We start from the raw sequence: 20613 nt of genomic DNA on the forward strand, positions 1-20613 counted from the left end.
GTCAAGGGCATGGACCTGCCTCTACCCGATTCAAGTCATTTTCCAACCGCATCGCACCCACGATCAGCGCCATGCCTCGCTGCTGCGCGGGTGCAACACGCAGCGGCGAAACGGATACGGGGCAAAAACGATTCGATCCGGGTAGTTACCGAATTGAGAATGACTAGCATCTTCTTCCACGTAAATAACTGCCCCCAGCGCCTGGGCCAACCCCGGCCCGGGCCCTAGCGATGAGAAGACGTTGAGCCATGGCCACTCCCAGCACCTCAACCACAACACTGCTGCGCCAATCCCTGTCCGACGCCCTTGGACTGCCCGCCGACCAGGTGCCTCTGGAGGCCAACCTGATCGAATGGGGGCTGGACTCCGTCACGCTGATCCGTCTCGCCGGCCAATGGCGGCGTCAGGGCCTGGCCGCGCGTTTCGCCGACCTGATGGCCGACCCGCGGCTGTGTGCCTGGCTAACGCTGCTCGATCCAGTGCCCGCACCCTGCGCGCCGCTCAGCACCGGTAGCGATAACGGCTTGCCGTTCGACCTGGCACCGATGCAGCACGCCTACTGGATCGGTCGTGCCCCCGGTCAGCAATTGGGCGGTGTAGCGGCGCACTTCTATAACGAGTTCGATGGCCACGGCGTTGACCCGATGCGGCTGGAGGCGGCCGTGCATGCCCTGCTGGCGCGGCATCCGATGTTGCGTGCGCAGTTTCTCGATGACGGTCGCCAGCAGATTCTCGCGCACAGCCCCTGGCCGGGGCTGACGGTGCATGACTTGCGCCAGGCCAGTGCCGAACAGGTGCAGCGACGTTTGGCGGACTTGCGCGCCGAGCTGTCGCACCGTCAACTGGCCGTGGAACAAGGCCAGGTACTGGATATCCAGCTGTCGCTGTTGCCCGCAGGCACCCGCTTGCACCTGAATCTGGACATGCTCGCTGCCGATGCCCTGAGCCTGCGCACCCTGCTCGGCGACCTGGTGCAGCTGTACCACCAACAGTCCCTGCCTGAGCTGAGTTACAGCTTTGCCCGCTACTTGGCCGACCTGCGCCAGGAACAGGCCAGCCCCGAGCAGCGCGAGCGTCATCGACAGGCACGCGACTACTGGGTACAGCGCCTGGACCAGTTGCCCGGCGCACCGAGCCTGCCGATCAAGCCCCAAGGCGACGAGCGCCAGGTCCGCCGTCGTCACCACTGGCTGGCGCCGGCCGAGCGCCAGGCATTCGAACGCCATGCACGGGCGCACGGGCTCACGCCGGCCATGGCGTTGGCGGCGGTGTTCAGTGAAGTCCTCGGCGCCTGGTGCGACACGCCCGAATTCTTGCTCAACCTGCCGCTGTTCGACCGTACCCCGCTGCATGCCGACGTCGATCGCCTGGTCGGGGATTTCACCTCGTCGATCCTGCTGGCGTGGGACGGCCGCCGCGCCGGCACGTTTGCCGAACGCGCCACAGCCCTGCAACGCCGCTTTCACAGCGATGTCGCGCACAGTGCGTTTTCCGGCCTGGAGGTGTTGCGCGAACTGTCCCGACAACGCGGCGAGCAAGTCCTGGCCCCTGTGGTGTACACCAGCGCGCTGGGCCTGGGCGAGCTGTTCGCCGAGGGCGTGCAGGCCAGTTTCGGCCAGCCGGCGTGGATCATTTCCCAAGGCCCGCAAGTGTGGCTGGATGCGCAAGTCACCGAACTGGACAGCGGCATCCTGGTCAACCTCGATGCACGTGAAGGGCTGTTCGCTGAGGGTGTGCTGGATGGCTTGTTCGAGGCCTATACCGGCCTGCTGCAACGCTTGTGCCTGGATCCCGCCGCCTGGCATCAGGTGCCGCCGGCACTGATTCCGGCCGGGCAATTGGCGGCGCGAGAGGCCGTGCAGGGCCAGCGTGTGCCTGTACCGGTCAAGCGTTTGCATGAAGCGTTTTTTGCCCAGGCGCGCCTGACCCCCGCCTTGCCCGCGCTGCTGCATGGCAACCAGCGGGTCATTTCCTATGGCGAGCTGGCCGGGCGTGCGCTGCAACTGGCGGCCTGCCTGGAAGGTCAGGGTATCCAGCGCGGCGATGTGGTGGCGCTGCAACTGCCCAAAGGCCCCGAGCAGGTGATCGCGGTGCTGGGCATCCTCGCCTGCAGCGCCACCTACCTGCCAATCGGCATCGACCAGCCCGAAGCGCGCAGCGAGAAAATCCGTAACGCTTCCGGCGCGCGGTTGCTGCTCAAGGCCCTGCCGCCCGCAGGTCCTGCGCTGGATGCCCCGCGGCCCGGCGCGGTCACCGACCTGGCCTATATCCTCTATACCTCAGGTTCCACCGGCGAACCCAAAGGGGTGGAGATCAGCCACCTGGCCGCTGCCAACACCGTTGAAGACCTGCAAAGACGACTGCAGTTGACCGCCGATGATCGAGTCCTCGCGCTCTCTGCGCTGGAGTTCGACCTGTCGGTGTTCGACCTGTTTGCCGCGCTGTCCACGGGTGCTGCGGTCATCGGCATCGAACCCGAGGCGCAACGCGATGCCCGGCGCTGGCGTGAGCTGGCCTTGCAGCACCGCGCCAGCGTGCTCAACTGCGTGCCAGCGCTGCTCGACATGTTGCTCGGTTGTGCGCCGGACGATGCCCGCCTGCCCCTGCGTGCGGTGTTGCTCGGCGGTGACAAGGTGGCCCCGGACCTGGCGCCAAGGTTGTGGACCCAGGCCCCGGGCTGTCGCTTCATGGCGCTGGGTGGCGCCACTGAAGCGGCGATCCACTCGACGCTGTTCGAAGCCTTCCCCGGCCAGCCGTTGCCCTGGCACTGCCTGCCCTATGGCAAACCGCTGGACAACGTCAGCCTGCGCATCGTCGACCATCAGGGCCACGACTGCCCGGACCGGGTTGCCGGTGAGCTGTGGATTGGCGGCGCCGGGGTTGCCGAGGGTTATCGCGGCGACCGCGTGCGCAGCGCCGAGCGGTTTGTCGATTACCGGGGCCTGCGCTGGTACCGCACCGGCGACAGTGCGCGCTACCACACCGACGGCAATGTCGAGTTTCTCGGGCGTACCGACTTCCAGCTCAAGCTGCACGGCTACCGCATCGAAGCCGGCGAAGTCGAACAGGCGCTGCTGGCCTGCCCGGATGTCGAGCACGCCGTGGCGCTGCTGGCGGGCCAGCAACTGGCGGCGGTGGTGCGTCTGACGCACGGTCCCGTACAGCCTGAGCCGGTCGAGCTGCCAGGCCTGGCCGAGCGTCTGCCGGCGTATATGATTCCTTCGGTCATCCTCGGCTGCGCACAGTTGCCCTTGACCGGTAATGGCAAGGTGGATCGCAAGGCGCTGCACGCCTGGCTCGCTCACCACAACCCTGCCCCACAGGCCCGCCTGACACCGCCCTGCGGAGTCATCGAACAGCAGGTAGCCCGCGCCTGGCAGCAGGTGCTCGGGTGTGGCGAAGTAGGCCGCGAGCACAACTTCTTTGCTCTGGGCGGCGACTCCCTGAGCGCCACCCGCCTGGTGCGCCTGCTGGCCGAACACGGGCTGGGCGGCGCACGTATCGCCCAGGTGTTTGCCAAGCCGGTGCTGGCACAGTTTTGTGCCGGCTTGCACCCACAGATTCAGGCCGAAACACGGCGAACAGTGGTACCGGACCTGGCGCAGCGCCACGCGCCCTTTGCCATGACCGAGGTGCAACAGGCCTACTGGCTGGGCCGCGACCCCAGCCTGGTGCTGGGTGGCGTGAGCTGCCACTTCTACCGCGAATACGAGGTCGAGGACCTCGACCTGCCACGCCTGCAACGCGCATTGCGGCGGTTGATCGAGCGTCACGAAATGCTTCGCGCCGTGTTCGACCAAAGCGGTCAGGCGCGCATCCTGCAACAGGTGCCCGCCTTCGTGATCGGTCAAAGCCATGCCAGCCTCGAAGACCTGCGCGAGCACTGCGCCCACCGCGTGTTCGACCCGGAGCAATGGCCGCTGTTCGACGTACAGGCCGTGACCCACGGCCGACAGACACGGCTGGCAGTCAGCCTCGACAACCTGATTCTCGATGCCCTGAGCATCCTGCGCTTCTACGCCGAACTCGATACCCTGTACCGCGAGCCCGAGCTGGCGCTGCCGGCGCTGGACCTGTCGTTTCGCGATTACCAATTACAGTCCGCTGCCGCGCCTGCCGAACTGCACGCCGCGCAGCAATTCTGGCAGGAACGCCTGCCGCAATTGCCGCCGCACCCGCAATTGCCGCTGGCAGCGGACCCGGCCAGCCTGGGTCGGCCACGCTTTGAACGCTTGCAAGGGCACGTTGACGCCAGCGCCTGGCAAGCCATCCAGACCAAGGCCCGGCAATATGGGCTCACGGCCTCGGCGGTGCTGCTCTGCGCCTTTGCCGAAACCCTCGGCCGCTGGAGTGCTCGCCCGGACCTGAGCCTGAATCTCACCCTGTTCGATCGTCGCCCCCTGCACCCACAGATCGATCAGGTGATGGGCGACTTCACCTCGCTGACCTTGCTGGGTTATGTGCCGCTGGCCGGTGAGCATTGGCTAGACCGCGCACGGCGTACCCAGCAATCGCTGGCCGAGGCGCTGGAACACCGCTGCCTGGGTTCGGTCAGCCTGCTGCGTCAGCTGGCACGGGGTCATGGCGAGCAACAGGTGAGTATGCCGGTGGTGTTCACCAGTGCACTGGGCGTGCCGGATGGCACGGCGGCGCCGGTGGACGGCCCGTTTGCCCGCCAGGTGTTCGGGCTGACACAAACCCCGCAAGTGTGGCTCGACCACCAGGTCGTCGAAGCCTACGGCGGCATCGCGCTGAACTGGGATCATGTAGCCGGCCTGTTTCCCGAAGGCCTGGTCGAAGCGATGTTCGACGCCTACCTGCATAGCCTGAACTGGCTGGCCAGCCACGCCTGGGACAACCCTGTGCCCGACCTGCTGCCCCAGGCGCAGGCGCAACGGCGTGCCCGGCTCAACGCACCGGTCACCGGCGTGCCGGGCGACCCGACGCTGCATCAGGGCTTCTTCGAACAGGCGCGCCACACCCCGCAAAATCCGGCGCTGCTATGGGGTGAGCACGGCACACTGAGGTATGGCGAACTGGCCGACCGTGCGCTGCGTATCGCCGGTAGCCTTGAGAACGCAGGCGTCGTCCCCGGCGACCTGGTGGCCGTGTCCCTGGCCAAGGGGCCGCAGCAGATTGCCTGCGTGCTGGGGATTCTGGCGGCCGGCGCCGCGTACCTGCCGGTCGGTGTCGACCAGCCATCACAGCGCTGCCAGCGCATTCTGCAACAGGCCGGCGTGACCCTGATGCTCGCCGGGCACGACCCGCACGTGCCCGGCGTCAAACACCTCACGCCGTGCACCGCCCTGAAGGCCGAGCCGCTGGCAGCACCCCGGCCCGTTGCGGCGGCTGAGCTGGCTTATGTGATCTACACCTCCGGCTCGACCGGCCAGCCCAAGGGCGTGGAAATCACCCACCGCGCGGCGGTCAATACCGTGGCCGAGATCAACCGCTGCTATGGCATCCAGGCCACCGACAGGGGGCTGGCCCTGTCGGCGCTGGACTTCGACTTGTCGGTGTACGACCTGTTCGGCCTGTTGTCGGCAGGCGGCGCCCTGGTGCTGATCGACGAAGACCAGCGCCGCGATGCGCGGGCCTGGCTCAAGGCACTGCAACAACACCGCGTGACGGTCTGGAACAGCGTACCGGCGCTGCTCGACATGCTGCTGGAAGCCAATGCCCGGGAGCGCCAGCCGCTGGAGCTGAAGGTCGCCTTGCTGTCCGGCGACTGGATCGGCCTCGACCTGCCGCAACGTCTGCAGGCCCAGGCCCCCGGTTGCCGTTTCATCGCCCTGGGCGGGGCGACCGAAGCGGCGATCTGGTCGAACCACTACGAGGTGCAACAGCCGCTGCCGGGCTGGCGTTCGATCCCTTACGGCGTGCCCCTGGCCAACCAGGCCTACCGGGTGGTCGATGCCTTGGGCCGTGACTGCCCGGACTGGGTCACAGGGCAATTGTGGATCGGCGGCACCGGTGTCGCTCGCGGCTATCGCCACGCGCCGCAACTGACCGCTGAACGCTTCGTCGACGGCTGGTACCGCACCGGTGACCTGGGCCGCTACCACCCGGATGGCCTGCTGGAGTTTCTGGGGCGCGCCGACACCCAGGTGAAGATCGGCGGCCACCGCATCGAACTGGGCGAAATCGAAGCCGCCCTGGCCCGACACCCCTGCGTGAGCAACGCCGTGGCGCTGGTCGCCGACAACCGGCTGATGGCCGCCGTCACCGCCAGTACCGTCGTTGAGGTGCTGGCGCAACACCTGGAGCAGTGCCTGCCGGCGTACATGCGCCCGGAACGGATTCTGCTGCTGGAGCGCCTGCCATTGAGCAGCAATGGCAAGGTCGATCGCCGTGCCTTGCTAGCCCCCTTGACCGCCGCTGCCCAGCCACCTGCCAAAACCCGTGAACAACCGCTGAGCGCCGACGAGCAGATGATCGCCGGGCTCTGGCAAGACTTGCTCAACGTGCCGGGCATATCGCGCCACGACAACTTTTTCCGCCTGGGCGGCGACAGCCTGCTGGCCACGCGTTTTCTCGAGATGCTGCGCAGCCGCCTGGGCGTCGAACTGCCCATGGGTCAGTTGTTCGGTGCCGCCACCCTGCTGGAGGTGGCGCAAACCCTCAAGCGCCTGCCCACCCCGCACACCGTTGAAGAGGGCGTTATCTGATGCCCGCACAACCTCCCTTTTTTCCAGGAACTGCCCCCATGCCCGCCGCCAAACTGTTAAGTGAACTCAAGTCCCTGGGCGTCGAACTCTGGCCCCAGGACGGACAACTGAAATTCCGCGCGCCCCAGGGCCTGCTCGATAGCGAGCGCCTGGCGCAACTGCGCGAACACAAGCAGCAGATCCTGCACCTGCTGGAGACACAGGAACGCCCGCAGGTCCTGCCCGACCCGGCGCAGCAGCATTCGCCCTTCCCTCTTACCGACGTTCAGAACGCTTACCTGCTGGGCCGCCAATCGTCCTTCGGCTATGGCAATGTCGCCTGCCATGGCTACCTGGAACTGAGCTGGCCGACCCTGGACCCGCAGCAGGTGGAGCAAGCCTGGAACCGCCTGATCGCCCGCCACGACATGCTGCGTGCGGTGATCGCCAGTGAAGGCTCGCAACGTGTGCTGGCAGACGTTACCCCGTACCCGCTGGCGGTCGTCGACCTGCGTGGCGCTGCCTGCGAGCAGCACCAGCATGCGCTGCAGCACATCCGTCAGGCCATGGAGCAGAAACTCTACCCCACCGAAGTCTGGCCACTGTTCGAACTGCGCCTGAGCCGCAGCGATGACGGCGACACGCTGCACGTTTCCATGGACTCACTGATCGCCGACTGGGCCAGCGCGCAGTTGTTGTTCAGTGAGCTGGAGCAGTTGCTGCAGGATCCGCAGACGGTCTTGCCGCCGCTGGAGATCACCTTCCGCGACTACTTGCTGGCCGAACGCAGCTTGCTCGAAGGCAGCCGCCATCAACGCGACCGTGACTACTGGCTGGCACGCATCGATGCATTGCCGGGCGCCCCACAACTGCCAGCGCCGCTGAGCGGCGAAGACACCCGCGTGCCACGTTTTCAACGGCACTCGACGCAGCTTGACCCACAACAATGGGCCGCCCTGAAAGCCACTGCCAGCGAACACGGTCTCACGCCATCGATCGTGGTGCTGGCGACTTATGCCAGCACCTTGCAGCGCTGGAGCCAGCAGCCCGCATTCAGCCTCAACCTGACACTGCTCAACCGCCTGCCGCTGCACCCGCAGGTGGATCGTCTGGTGGGCGACTTCACCTCGGTCAGCCTGTTGCAGGTCAACGACCCCGAGGGCCAGGACTTCACCGCCCAGGCGCGCCAACTGGGCAGCCAACTGTTTACCGACCTGGAACACCGGTTGTTTTCCGGCATTCAGGTCATGCGCGAAATCGGCCGCCGCCGCGGGCGTGAATCTGCGGCCATGCCGGTGGTATTCACCAGCGCCATCGGCCTTGGGCTTGAAGCGCCGACGGCCAGCCAGCGCCGGGTTGGCCACGGCATCACGCAGACCCCGCAAGTCACGCTTGACTGCCAGGTAATGGATGATGCCAACGGCCTGCATATCCACTGGGACGTGCGCCAGGGCGTTTTCCCTGAGGGCCTGGTGGACGACATGCAGCAGGCCTTCGTCGCCCGTTTGCAGGTGCTCGCCCAGGACCCGACGGCCTGGCAACGCCCTGTCCGGGTGCCACTGCCGGCCTGGCAACAACGTGAGCGCCTGGCAGCCAACGCCACCGCTTCACCCTTGCCCACCGGACGCCTGCACGACCACCTGCTGGTCATGGCCCGTGAGCAGCCGCATGCCCTGGCCGTGATCGACGCCAGTGGTAGCCTGACCTTCGCCGCCCTCGCCGAACGCGCGCTGGCGGTGGCCGCCGCCCTGCGTGATGCAGGTTGCAATGCCCAGGAGCCGGTGGCGATCCTGATGCCCAAGGGCCTCGATCAGGTGGTGGCGGCCTACGGCGTCCTGCTTGCCGGGGCGGCCTATCTGCCCCTGGACAGCAACGCCCCGGCAGCACGCCGTGACCGCGTGTTGCGCAGCGCCAATGTGCGCCATGTGCTGGGCCATTCCCTGGCACAGCCGTCGGCGCCGCTGCCTGAGACACTGCCCGAGACACTGCAATGGCACGAAGTGGACAGGCTGCCCTCGGCAAGCGCCGGTTTCGAGGGCGTGGAGGGCAGCCCCGATGACCTCGCCTACGTGATCTACACCTCAGGCTCCACGGGTGAACCCAAGGGGGTGATGATCAGCCATCGCGCCGCGCTCAACACCGTGCAAGACATCAACCGGCGCTTCGAGGTCAACGCCGGTGACCGCCTGCTGGGCCTGGCACAGTTGAGTTTCGATCTGTCGGTGTATGACCTGTTCGGCCCCCTTGCCGCAGGTGCAACCCTGGTGCTGCCCGACCCGGCACGCGGTGCCGACCCTTCGCACTGGGCCGAGCAGGTGCAGCGTCATCAGGTCACGCTGTGGAACTCGGTGCCGGCACAGTTGCACATGCTTGCCGACTACCTGCACGCCGAACCACGCCCGCTGGACAGCCTGCGCCTGGCGTTGCTGTCCGGCGACTGGATCGCGTTGAACCTGCCGCCGCAACTGCAGACGCTACTGCCCGATCTGAAACTGGTGGCCCTGGGCGGCGCCACCGAAGCCTCGATCTGGTCCAACCTGCACCCCATCGGCGCCATTGATCCTGCGTGGCGCAGCATTCCCTATGGCCTGCCGCTGGCCAACCAGGGCTTTCGGGTGCTCGACAGTCAATGGCGCGATGCGCCGACCTGGGTGCCGGGCGATTTGTATATCACCGGTGCCGGCCTGGCCCAAGGCTATCTGGGCGACCCGGTATTGAGCGAGGCACGCTTTTTTGCCCACCCATTCGACGGCCAGCGCCTGTACCGCACCGGCGACCGTGGTCGCTATCTGCCGGGGGGTGAGCTGGAGTTTCTTGGCCGGGAAGACGGCCAGGTGAAGATTCGCGGGCACCGGGTCGAACTGGGAGAAGTCGACGCAGCCCTGCTGGCCATCCCCGGCGTAGACAACGCGGTCAGCCTGGTCAGCGGCGAGCTGCTGGCGTTCGTCACCGCCGCACGCACCGAGCCTGCGCCACTGCCGGATGCGCCGTTGCTCACGGCGGTCAGACGCTATGCCGACAGCCAGGTCGGCAGTTTCAATGCACAACAGGTTCGCGAGTATCAGTCTGACCTGAGTACAGCCGCATTGAGTTCGATGCTGGAGGTGATGCTCAAGGCCCGGCTGTTCAGCGGCGAACTGACCGAGCCGGATGCAGCCACGATTCTTCAGGCCTTGCAGGCCGAGCCGCGCCACCACTGGCTGGTGCGCCGCTGGCTGCACGCGCTGTGCGAGGCGGGCCTGCTGTGCCACGAGCATGCCCGTTATCGCCTGGCAAACGCCGCACCCGATCCGGCACTGGCCTGGGGCCGTGCGGAGCAGGCCATCGCGTCGGGGCTGTGCAGTCAGGCGCTGCTCGACTATCAGCTCAGCCATGTGCGGCAATTGCCACAACTGCTCAAGGGTGAGGTCAACCCGTTCGACCTGCTGTTCCCTCAGGGCCAGCAGGACCTGGCGTTGCAGTTGTACGGCGGCGATGCCGTATCGCGCTACAACAACCACAGCATCGCCGCCCTGATCAACCGCCTGGCCACCTGGCATGAAGGCGACGGCCCGCTGCGCATCCTCGAAATCGGCGCTGGCACCGGGGCCACCAGCACGCCGGTCATCGGCCTGCTCGATGGGCTGGACGTCGATTACCTGTTCACCGACATGACCGCCTTTTTCCTGCCGGCAGCCCGGCAGCGCTTTGCCGAACAGAGCTGGGTGCGCTATGGCGTGCTGGACATCGACCAGGACATCAGGCCACAGGGTCTGGCCAGCAACAGCGTGGACATCGTGCTGTGCGCAGGCATGCTCAACAGCGTCAGGCACATCGACCATGCCCTCGGCCAGATCACCGAACTGCTCAGCCCCGGCGGCTGGCTGGTGTTCAGCGAACCCACCGCCGAATGGCCACCTATCCTGCTGACTCAGGGGTTCATGATGACGCCGGTCAATGGCGACCACGACCAGGGCCGCAGCGGCCTGTGCAGTGCCGGGGTCTGGCAGTCGCGAATCACGGCGTGCGGTGGCGAATGCCTGCCCGTCCTGCCGCTGGCCGACCACCCGCTGGCCGCCTGCGGCATGCAGGTATTCGCCGCCCGCTTCAAGGCCGGTGTGCAACGTCTGAGTGTCGACAACCTGCGCCGGGCCCTGGCCCAGCGCCTGCCGGACTACATGTTGCCGGTGCACCTGCAAGTGCTCGACCGCTTGCCGCTGACCGCCAACGGCAAGGTCGACCGCAAGGCCCTGGCCGGATTGCGCCCCGCCGCCGATGCCCAGGCATCCGCCAGCCAGCAAGCACCGAGCGATCCGCTGGCCGCCCAGTTGTGCCGCCTGTGGGCCGACGCCTTGGGGCTGGCGCAGATCGGCGTCGATGACAGCTTCTACGAGAAAGGCGCCGACTCGCTGATTCTCGCGCGTGTCGCCGGCCAACTGCGTGAGCAACTGCCTCAGGCGCAAGGCCTGAGTTACGACACCCTGCTGCGGCAGATGCTCAACGAGCCGAATGTCGCCGCCCTCGCACGCCTGCTCAAGGATGGCGAAGCCGCCCCCAACGTCATTGCCACCCGCAGTGAAGCGCAACGCTCGTCCGGCAGCAACGCGCTGGTGGTGCCATTTGGCGGCGGCGAGGTCGGCCCGGTGCGGGTGATGTTCCATGCAGCCCTCGGGACCCTGGATTATTTCCAGCACCTGGGACGCGCGCTGGCCGGGCAGCAGGCCGGCCCGGTGATCGGCTTTGCCGTGGCCGACACCGCGCAGTACCTGGCGCTGGAGCCAAACCGTCTGATCGAAAGCGTGGCACAGGACTATGCCGAGCGCTTGATCGCCGACGGCCATCGACGCTTCCAGTTGATCGGTTACTGCCTGGGCGGCCTGCTGGCCACCGAGGTCGCCCGGCGCTTGCTCGAACGCGGCATGGAGGTGGTCGACCTGAGCCTGATCGACAGCATCCCGATGTTCATCGATACCGACGAAGAACTGGCCTACGAGGCGATCTTCGTGCCCAACCTGAACCTGGACCCGGTGAAAACCGTGTTCGGTGCACACATCCGGGACGACGACGTGTACCGCGCCATCGACCTGCTGATGGCCCGCGACAACCGCCGCGTACCTGCCGGGGCCATGGCCGGCTTGAGCGGCGATCCGGGGCTGGAGGCGCTGGCACTGGCGGTCCGGCAGCAGTCTGCACGCAGCCAGGAAGAACGCCTGGCCGAGTACGCGCAGTTGGCATCGGGCCAGGCCGGGGTGCCGATCGGCCCCGAGCTGGTGCCGACACTGTTCCGCGTCTGCCGCCACAGCATGCGCGCAGCCAGATTCGACCCGCCGCCGTTCCTGGGCAACATGACTTATCTGCGCTGCCTGGAGCAGCAATCGTTCGGCATCACCGGTGGCGTCGGCCACCTGGCAGCGCCGTTCTGGGAAGACGCGTGCCTGGGGCGGTTCGAACTGATCGATGTGCCCGGTAACCACTTCAGTGTGATCGAGCCGCCGCACGTCCATACCGTCACTGCGCACCTGCTCCAGGCTCTTCGGAAAAACTCATGACCACGGCTTTGCAAACACTGAAACGTCCGGTCCAGGGTTTGATCCGACTCGGTGTGGTATGTGCGGCTCTGGGCGCGCTGGTCAACCTTGTGCCTTTCATCGGCCTCACCGAGCTGGGTCACTTGCTGCTGGCCGGTAACGCTCACAGCCAGACCTTGTGGCTGTGGGCCGCGCTGGTAGTGCTGGGCCTGAGCCTGGGCTGGATGGCCAGCGGCGTGGCGCTCTGGCTGACCCACGTGGCCGACCATCGCCTGCAAGCCAGCGTGCGCGAAGCCATGGTGCGCAAACTCGGGCACGTGCCGTTGGGCTGGTACACCGACACCACCTCCGGTGCCGTGCGCAAGGTGGTGCAGGACGACCTCGAAGACCTGCACCACCTGATCGCCCACCATGGCGTCGAACTCACGGCGGCCATCGTCACACCGCTGGCCGGCTTGCTGTGGCTGGCGACGCTGAACTGGCGGCTGGCGCTGCTGGCGGTGCTGACGCTGCCGGTCTATGCGCTGGCCTACGCGCTGATGATGCGCGGCTTCGGCGCCAAGATGCAGTTGCTGGACAAGAGCATGACCCGGGTCAGCACGGCGATTGTCGAGTTTGTCCACGGCATTGCCGTGGTCAAGGCTTTTGGCCGGGCCGGCCAGGCTCACCGCAGCTATCAGCAGGCCGTCAGCCAGTTCAGCGAGCAGTACGCCGGGTGGGTCAAGCCGTTGCTGCGCCTGGAGGCCTTTTCTTCGATGGCCTTGAGTGTGCCGGTGATCTTGCTGGCAAGCCTGGGGATCGGCAGCCTGTTGCTGGCGCAAGGCTGGATCACGCCGCTGGAGCTGTTCGCCGAAACCCTGGTGGCGGTGGTCATCCCGCAATCGTTGCTGGTGATCAACCAGAGCCTCACCGCCCAGCGCACCGCCCTGGCGGCAGCCGAGCGTATCGAGGCGCTGCTGCAGGTCGAGGAACTGCCGGTGCCCAAAGTCTGCGTACCGCCCAGGGGCCGCGATATCACCTTTGAACAGGTGCAGTTCGGCTACGACCCTGAACACCTGATCCTCAAGGGCGTTGACCTGCACTGCCCGGCCGGCAGCGTGACCGCGCTGGTCGGCGCATCCGGGGCCGGCAAGTCGACACTGGCCAAGCTGGTGCCACGCTTTCATGACGTCAGCGCCGGCCGTCTCTGCGTGGGTGGCACCGATGTGCGCGAGATCGACCCGCGCCAGCTGTATCGGCATGTGGGTTTCGTATTGCAGGACGCGCAACTGGTGCACGGCACGGTCGCCGACAACCTGCGCCTGGGCCGCCCCGACGCCAGCGATGCCGAGGTCGAGGCGGCGGCGCGCTCGGCGCTGATCCATGCCCGTATCCAGGCACTGCCGCGGGGTTATCAGTCGGTGGTCGGCGAAGACGCGATCTTCTCCGGTGGCGAAGCCCAGCGCGTGTCCATTGCCCGCACCCTGCTGGCCGACACGCCGGTGCTGATCCTCGATGAAGCCACCTCACATGCCGACCCGGAATCCGAAGCGCTGATTCAGGACGCCCTGTCGGCGCTGGCTCGCGGCCGTACGGTGCTGGTGATTGCCCATCGGCTGGCGAGCATTTGCGGAGTCGACCAGATCGTCGTCCTTGACCAGGGCCGGGTGCTGGAAAAAGGCCGGCATGAACACCTGCTTGCCGCCAACGGTGCCTATGCCCGCCTATGGCACGCCAGTGCCCACACCACCCCCGAACCGGAGATGTCACTGTGATCCGCAGCCTTGTGACCTTACTGGGCCAGGCCCATGCTTGGCGCCTCTATCGTTACCTTGCGTGGCTGGTGACCAGTGCCGTGTTGCAAGGCCTGGCCGTAGCCCTGCTGGTACCGATTCTGCGCGCGCTGTTCACCGGCGACCTGTCCACAGCCGTGGTCTGGCTGGCAGTGCTGGCGGCAATGGTGGTGCTGACCTGCATCGCCCATTACCAGCAGGCCATGAAGGGTTTCAACCTGGCCCTGCTGGTGCTGACGACCTTGCATGATCGCCTCGGCCAGCATCTGGCCAGCCTGCCTCTGGGCTGGTTCAACGCGGAAAAGGTCGGGCGTCTGTCGCGCAGTGCCACCAGCGGCACACTGATGGTCACCGGCTTGTTTGCCCACTATCTGGGGCCGGTGGTGTGCGGGGTGGTGGTACCGGCCACGGTCGCGCTGACCCTGTTCGTGTTCGACTGGCGCCTGGGCCTGACTGCCGTGCTGTGTGCGCCACTGATCTATTTCACCCATCGCAGGTCGGCCGCTGCCATCGGCAGCAACGATGCGCGGGTAGAAGCCGCCGCGACCCTGGCCGGCAACCGTGTGGTGGAGTTCGCCCGCTATCAGCAAGTGCTGCGCGCCTTTGGCCGCACCCAGGACGGCTACGCGCCGTTGCAGGCGGCCAACCAGGCACAAAAGCTGGCGGGCGGGTCGATGCTGTCGCAGACCTTTCCCAGGCTGCTGGCCGGTGGCCTGACCGTGCAAATGGCCTTCGCATTGCTGGTGGGCGTGGGCATTGCCCTGGTGGTCCAGGGTGAAATCGATGCGATTCAGTTGATCGCCCTGCTGGCCCTGGCGGCACGCTTTGTCGGGCCACTGGCCGAAGCGGCAGCGCGTAGCGGCCTGTTGCGCATGGCCGGCAACGACCTGAATCAACTGGTGGGCATCCTGCGTGAAGCAGCGCTGCCCGAACCCGCCGTCAGCCAGCCCCTGTCGGCACCCGGCAGCCTCGCCTTCGAACACGTGAGCTTCGGCTACCCCAGTGGCCCCACGGTGTTGCACGACCTGTCATTCAAGGCCACTGCCCATACGATGACGGCGATTGTCGGTGCGTCGGGCTCGGGCAAGACCACGGTCACTCGCCTGCTGATGCGCTTTTTCGATACCACGGCGGGCAGCGTCAAGGTCGGTGGCGTGGACGTGCGCGAGCTGTCCAGCGAGGCGCTGATGGCGCAACTGTCGCTGGTGATGCAGGACGTGTACCTGTTCAACGACAGCCTCGAAGCGAATATCCGCGCAGGCCGCCCGGACGCCGGTGCAAGCGAAGTCGCCGAGGCCGCGCGGCTGGCCGGCGTGGATGAAATCGTCGCACGCCTGCCTCAGGGCTGGAACACGCCCGTGGGCGAAGGCGGCGCAGCGTTGTCCGGGGGGGAGCGCCAGCGCGTTTCGCTGGCCAGGGCCTTGCTCAAGCGGGCGCCCATCGTGCTACTGGACGAAGCCACTGCCGCGCTCGACCCGCATAACGAAGCGTTTGTACAAGCGGCAATTCACAGCCTGATGCAAAGCTCGACCGTGCTGGTGATCGCCCACCGTTTGCCAACCATTATGGCCGCCGACCAGATTCTGGTACTGGAAGCCGGTCGCCTGGCAGAGTCGGGCAACCACGCGCACCTGCTGGGTCTCGATGGCCGCTACGCAGGCTTCTGGCGCGATCGCCAGCGCGCCGGTGGCTGGCGCCTGAATGTGCAGGCCCAGCCATGCTGATCGGGATAACGGGCGCCAGTGGCGACGTCGGCATGGCCAGCGTTCAGGCTTTGTTGAGCCTGGGCCTGCACGACCTGCGCCTGGGCGGGCGCGACCCGCACAAAGGCGCGCGTTGCCTGGCGCTGCTTCGGCAGCAATGGCCCCAGGCGCGGCTGGACTGGGCCACCGTGGACCTCAACGACGCGCCGGCCCTGGCCGCGTTCGCTTGTGGCTGCGAGGTGCTGCTCAACTGCGCCGGCCCGTCCTGGCGTGTGGCGGACCGTGTCGCACAGGCCGCCATGAAAGCCGATGCGCATTACGTCGATGCCGCCGGCGATATCAACCTCGACCCGACCCCGTGGCACAGGCGTAGTGCGGTGCTTGGCGCAGGCCTGCAACCGGGACTCACCGGGCTGATGCCACGCTGGCTGGCTGCGCAGGCGTTCACCGGGGTACGGGGGCTGAGCAGTTATTTCGGCCTGCGTGACCACTTCACGGCGGTGGCCGCCGACGATTTTCTGCAAGGTGCGTCGGACGGCTCCAGCGAGCCCCTGGCGGCCTGGCACCACGGCCGTTGCAGCCGCGTCCTGAGACGACGCCGGGATGTGCGGCTGCCGTGCTTCCCCGGCCCGGTGCACGTGCTGCCCTACTTGAACCTTGAAGGCGAACGCCTGGCCAGGGACCTGCACCTGGAGACGGGCCAGTGGTTCAACGTGATGACCGACGGGCATGTGCTCAAGGCCCTCGACCAGGCGCACAACCTGCCACGTGACGACGCGGTGCAGCGCTTGTGTACGGCCAGCCGGCTGGACCTCAGCGGCCAGCCCCCCTTTGTCACGCTACTGCTGCAACTCGATGGTTTCTGCGACGGCCAGGCCCGCACCCGCAGCCTGGTCCTCAGCGGCGCGGGCAATGCGGCGCTGACCGGGGCCATGGCGGCAGCCACGGTGGTGAGTGTGCTGGAAGGCGAAATTCGCACCGGCTGTCATGACGCCGCGCAGGCATTGCCGCCCGCCGCCACGGTCGAGCGCCTGCAACGCACCTCGGCGATCCGCGCCCTTAACCTGCTGGAGCACCCGCTCGACCACCTGCAACACGCCGAAGAAGGATGCCTATGAACACCGCCCTGAACGCGCTGGAACAACTGAGCCTGGGTGTCATGGCCGACCTGCTGCTGCACACGCAGGCCTTGCCGGTCGACGTCTGGCGAACAGCCGGACACCTGAATCAGGCCCTCGGCACGGCACCGCGCCATGCCTGGATTGTGCGGCGCTGGCTGGCGGCGTTGTCGCGTGCGGGCGCCCTGCGTGAAGACGGCGAGCGCGTTGCCTGGCACGGTACGCCGCCCCACGCAGCGGTTGGCGATTTGCCACAACTGTATGCCGAACTGGGCTTCCCGCCGAGCATGGCGCCGTTGCATGCCAAGGTCATCGACTGCCTGCCGCAGTTGTTGCGCGACGACATTGCTCTGGCGCCGTTGCTGGTCGTCGCGGGTGATCCGGTGACCGTACTGGGCGCCTATCAGCACAACCACTTCACCGCCGCAGTCAACCAGGCGCTGGCGGCCCGCGCGCGGCAAACCCGCGCGGCTGGCGCAGCACTGCAGGTGCTGGAACTCGGCGGTGGCGCTGGATGCACCACCGGCGTGGTGCTGGCAGCGCTTGAGGACCGCGAAACAATCTACCGATTTACCGACCTCAGCTCTCTGTTCACCGGCGCGGCTCAGCGCCAGTTTCGCCTGGAGCCAGGCATGGCGTTCAGCCTCCTCGACCTGGACCGCGACTTCAGCGAACAAGGCATCGAGCCTCACAGCCAGGACCTGGTCATCGCCGGCAATGTGCTGCACAACGCCCGCGACCTCGCCCGTAGCCTGGCACGAATCCGGGTGTGCCTGCGCGACGGCGGCACGTTGCTGTTCAGCGAGTCCATCGCCGACAACCCGGCGATGCTGACCTTCATGCACCTGCTGTTGTCACCGCCCGCCGGCGCCCCGCTACGGACCGTGGACGAGGTGTTCATGGCCCCCGACGACTGGCGCCATGCCTTGCACGCCGCAGGCTTCGAGCTGCTCGAGCTGTGGCCCGCTGCGGGTGATCCGCTGGCCGCCGCCGGGCAACGTCTGTTTCATGCCACAGGAGTTTCATGATGAATGTCGACACCCTGCTGATCGACGTGCCCCTCGGCCCTCATCCATGGTGCCTGCCCGCCTTGACTGCGCTGGGCAGTCATCACCTCGCCCCGCCACGCCTGCTGGCCGCACTCGAGCGCCAGCGCCCCGCCGTGGTCTTGATGGGCGCCGAGCAACTGCAGCGGCTGCTGGATTTTCCGGCACTGCCCTTGAGCGACCTCAGCTACCTGGAACAGGTGGTGTTTATCAGCACCCGACCGGGCGACTGGCCGCTGGCAGAACGGGCGGCGGCGCAACTCGATTGCCATGTGCAGGGGTTCACTCAGGTGCAGGGCCAGTGGCGCAACCTGGTCGACGTCAAGCTGGCGCACCACCGTTGGCGCGCGCGCGCCTTGGGCCACCCTCAGGTCAATGCCGTTGCGCTGCACGGCCAGACGTTGTTCGTGGTGCCGCATCCCTGCGAGGTCACACCGGTAGACGACCATCTGGACGCGACCGAGGCCGCCCTCGACCAGCAATTTGCCACCGCGCAACTGACCGAGGCGGTGCGACTCAATGATCGACTGGGCCACGCCGCGCTGCTGTCGATGCTCAACGGGCTAGAACAATGCGGGCTGCTGCCCGCGCCACTCAATGACGTGGGCCAAAGCCTGGCGTTGGCAGGCATTGCCCCCGGCCATCGGCCCTTGATTGCGCGCTGGCTGGATGTGTTGCAGGCACAGGGCCTGTTGCGGCCAGAGGCCAATCGGTTGCAGCCCACTCTTGATACCGGTGCCTGGAGCGATGCCGCCCTTGAAGGTATTTGGGCGCAACTGACCGTGGACTGGGCACGCAACACCGGCGGCAGCGGCACGCTTGAATACGCGCAAGACAACGCGCGCCAGTTACCGGCGTTGATGCGCGGGGAGTGTGCGGCGGTGCACCTGCTGTTTCCCGAGGGCCGCACCGAACGCGCGGCGGCGTTGTACCGCGAAAGTCTGGCGGCGCAGTACCAGCACCGCGCGGTAGCCCACTGGATCGGCGCCTGGGCTGCACGCCAGCCGGCCGGTACACCGTTGCGCGTGCTGGAAGTCGGTGCCGGCACCGGTTCGACCACCCAGGCGGTGTTGCCCGCACTGGCCGACAGCGCGGTGGACTACCTGTGCACCGACGTGTCGCGTTACTTCAGCGAGCAAGCCGCCGGGCGGCTCAAGGACTGGCCGTGGGTACGCCACGGCGTGTTCGATATCGATCGACCGGCACTGGCGCAGGGCTATCCAGCACAGGCCTGGGACCTGATCGTCGCCGGTGGCGTGCTGAATGCCGCCCGCGACACCGAACGCTCCCTGGCCACCCTGCTCGCGTTACTCAAACCGGGAGGCTGGCTGGTGTTCAGCGAACCGACGCAGGAAGAATTCTGGGTGATGGCCTCGCAGGCCTTCATGCTCAACCAGGCCAGCGACGAGCGTCAGCTGAGCAGTGCCACCTTTCTTGACCTTGCGCAATGGCAAGGCGCCCTGGCCCGTGCCGGCTTTCACGGCAACCGTAGCCTGCCCGCCGCCACCCACCCGCTGGCGAGCCTGGGCCATCGCGTGTTCGTGGCCCAGGTACCGGCCCGACGCCTGAGCCGCGCCGAACTGGCGGCCTACCTCGAAGCCCCCGAGCTGCAGCTTGAACTGCTCGACCATTTACCCGACTTCAGCACTGCCAAGGACTGCTCATGAGCCGCGCCCCTGCACGCAAACGCGTTATCGTCGCCGGCACCGCGTTTGGCCGTATCTACCTGCAAGCCCTGGCACGCGCCCGGGCCGACTATGAACTGGTGGGCATCCTGTCACGTGGCAATGCCTACTCACGCGCCTGCGCCGATCACTACAGCGTGCCGCTGTACGAGGCTGTCGAGCAGGTGCCGGACGACGTCGACATCGCCTGCGTGGTCGTGCGCTCCGGCGCCACCGGAGGGGTTGGCAGCGAACTGGCCCAACACCTGCTGCGCCGTGGTATCCACGTGCTGCAGGAGCACCCGGTGCACCACCGCGAAATCGCCGCGTGCATGCAGGCGGCTCGCCAGGGCCAGGCGGCCTATGCGGTGAACACGCTGTACCCGAATATTCTGGCGATCCGGCGCTTTCTCGCCGTGGCCGACTACCTGCGCGAACAGCAGGGGCTGGCGTATATCGACGTGGCCTGCAACAGCCAGGTGGCCTACCCGCTGCTGGACATTCTGGGTCGCCTGGCCGGTGGCCTGCGGCCGTGGGTGTTCGCGGCGCCAGCAGCCAGCGTCGGCGTACAGCCTTTCATGCGCCTTAACGCAAGCTTCAACGGCGTGCCGATCAGCCTGCGCATCCAGAACCAGGTGCATCCAGAAGACCCGGACAACCATTCCTTTTTGCTGCACCGCCTCGAAGTGGGCTGCGAGGCCGGCGTGCTGAGTCTGGGCGACACTCACGGCCCGGTGCTGTGGAACCCGCGCCTGCACGCCCTGCGCGACGACACCGATCGCCTGATCATGGCCGGCCCCGGCAGCGAGCGCCTGGCCGGACCGACGATGGTGGTGCTCGACCCGCAGATTCCGGCGAGCTACCACCAGGTCTTCAGCCAGGTCTGGCCTGATGCAGTCACTGTCGCCCTCGGCGAATTGTGCCGGGATATCGACGACCCCGCGCGCCGCTTGCGCAGCGGCGTCTGGGCCACTGAAGTTTCGATGGCCTGGCGCGAAATGAACAACCTGATCGGCATGCCTGAACTGATCTACCCACCGGTACCGCGAGCGCTGCCACTGGCCGACCTCTACGCCCGTGCCGACGCGGTGCAACCCCCTCGCGGTGACGACACCGCCCAACTGCCGGGAGCCTTGCCGTTTTGAACACTGCCCGA

General features: G+C 66.9%; 8 protein-coding genes. All 8 read left to right on the top strand.

All coding sequences use genetic code 11. The features are described from left to right. Nucleotides 1–248: 248 nt before the first annotated feature. The 8 genes from ACYP2A_RS07395 to ACYP2A_RS07430 are packed head-to-tail and all read left to right on the top strand — an operon-like array spanning nt 249 to nt 20602. Nucleotides 249–6668: an amino acid adenylation domain-containing protein gene (locus ACYP2A_RS07395; protein ID WP_459744060.1), complete on the top strand. Its 6420-nt coding sequence runs from the start codon at nt 249–251 to the stop codon at nt 6666–6668. Between the two features lie 38 nt (nt 6669–6706). Further along, the gene (locus ACYP2A_RS07400) at nt 6707–12175 is read left to right on the top strand and encodes a non-ribosomal peptide synthetase (RefSeq protein WP_459744062.1); all 5469 of its coding nucleotides are present in this window, start codon (nt 6707–6709) and stop codon (nt 12173–12175) included. Next, nucleotides 12172–13908, top strand: coding sequence for an ABC transporter ATP-binding protein (locus ACYP2A_RS07405; protein ID WP_459744064.1), 1737 nt, complete (start codon nt 12172–12174; stop codon nt 13906–13908). Before ACYP2A_RS07400 ends, ACYP2A_RS07405 begins: the two co-directional genes overlap by 4 nt. Further along, nucleotides 13905–15650, top strand: coding sequence for an ABC transporter ATP-binding protein (locus tag ACYP2A_RS07410; protein WP_459744065.1), 1746 nt, complete (start codon nt 13905–13907; stop codon nt 15648–15650). The genes ACYP2A_RS07405 and ACYP2A_RS07410 overlap by 4 nt, the downstream gene beginning before the upstream one ends. After that, entirely contained in the window at nt 15644–16747 is a 1104-nt protein-coding gene (locus tag ACYP2A_RS07415) for a saccharopine dehydrogenase NADP-binding domain-containing protein (RefSeq protein WP_459744067.1), read from the top strand. The genes ACYP2A_RS07410 and ACYP2A_RS07415 overlap by 7 nt, the downstream gene beginning before the upstream one ends. After that, entirely contained in the window at nt 16744–17775 is a 1032-nt protein-coding gene (locus ACYP2A_RS07420) for a class I SAM-dependent methyltransferase (RefSeq protein ID WP_459744068.1), read from the top strand. Before ACYP2A_RS07415 ends, ACYP2A_RS07420 begins: the two co-directional genes overlap by 4 nt. Beyond that, nucleotides 17775–19460 carry a class I SAM-dependent methyltransferase gene (locus tag ACYP2A_RS07425; protein WP_459744069.1) on the top strand — a complete coding sequence of 562 codons (1686 nt, stop codon included), beginning with the start codon at nt 17775–17777 and terminating at the stop codon, nt 19458–19460. Before ACYP2A_RS07420 ends, ACYP2A_RS07425 begins: the two co-directional genes overlap by 1 nt. Then, complete coding sequence (locus ACYP2A_RS07430) at nt 19457–20602, top strand: Gfo/Idh/MocA family oxidoreductase (protein ID WP_459744070.1); 1146 nt, start codon at nt 19457–19459, stop codon at nt 20600–20602. The genes ACYP2A_RS07425 and ACYP2A_RS07430 overlap by 4 nt, the downstream gene beginning before the upstream one ends. The last annotated feature ends 11 nt before the right edge of the window (nt 20603–20613 follow it).

This window comes from Pseudomonas sp. 3A(2025) (assembly GCF_054589175.1).

Excerpts from the sequence above, each read along its gene's own strand:
- ACYP2A_RS07395 (WP_459744060.1), top strand. The coding sequence starts at position 249 with ATGGCCACTCCCAGCACCTCAACCACAACACTGCTGCGCCAATCCCTG.
- ACYP2A_RS07400 (WP_459744062.1), top strand. The coding sequence starts at position 6,707 with ATGCCCGCCGCCAAACTGTTAAGTGAACTCAAGTCCCTGGGCGTCGAA.
- ACYP2A_RS07405 (WP_459744064.1), top strand. The coding sequence starts at position 12,172 with ATGACCACGGCTTTGCAAACACTGAAACGTCCGGTCCAGGGTTTGATC.
- ACYP2A_RS07415 (WP_459744067.1), top strand. The coding sequence starts at position 15,644 with ATGCTGATCGGGATAACGGGCGCCAGTGGCGACGTCGGCATGGCCAGC.
- ACYP2A_RS07420 (WP_459744068.1), top strand. The coding sequence starts at position 16,744 with ATGAACACCGCCCTGAACGCGCTGGAACAACTGAGCCTGGGTGTCATG.
- ACYP2A_RS07425 (WP_459744069.1), top strand. The coding sequence starts at position 17,775 with ATGAATGTCGACACCCTGCTGATCGACGTGCCCCTCGGCCCTCATCCA.
- ACYP2A_RS07430 (WP_459744070.1), top strand. The coding sequence starts at position 19,457 with ATGAGCCGCGCCCCTGCACGCAAACGCGTTATCGTCGCCGGCACCGCG.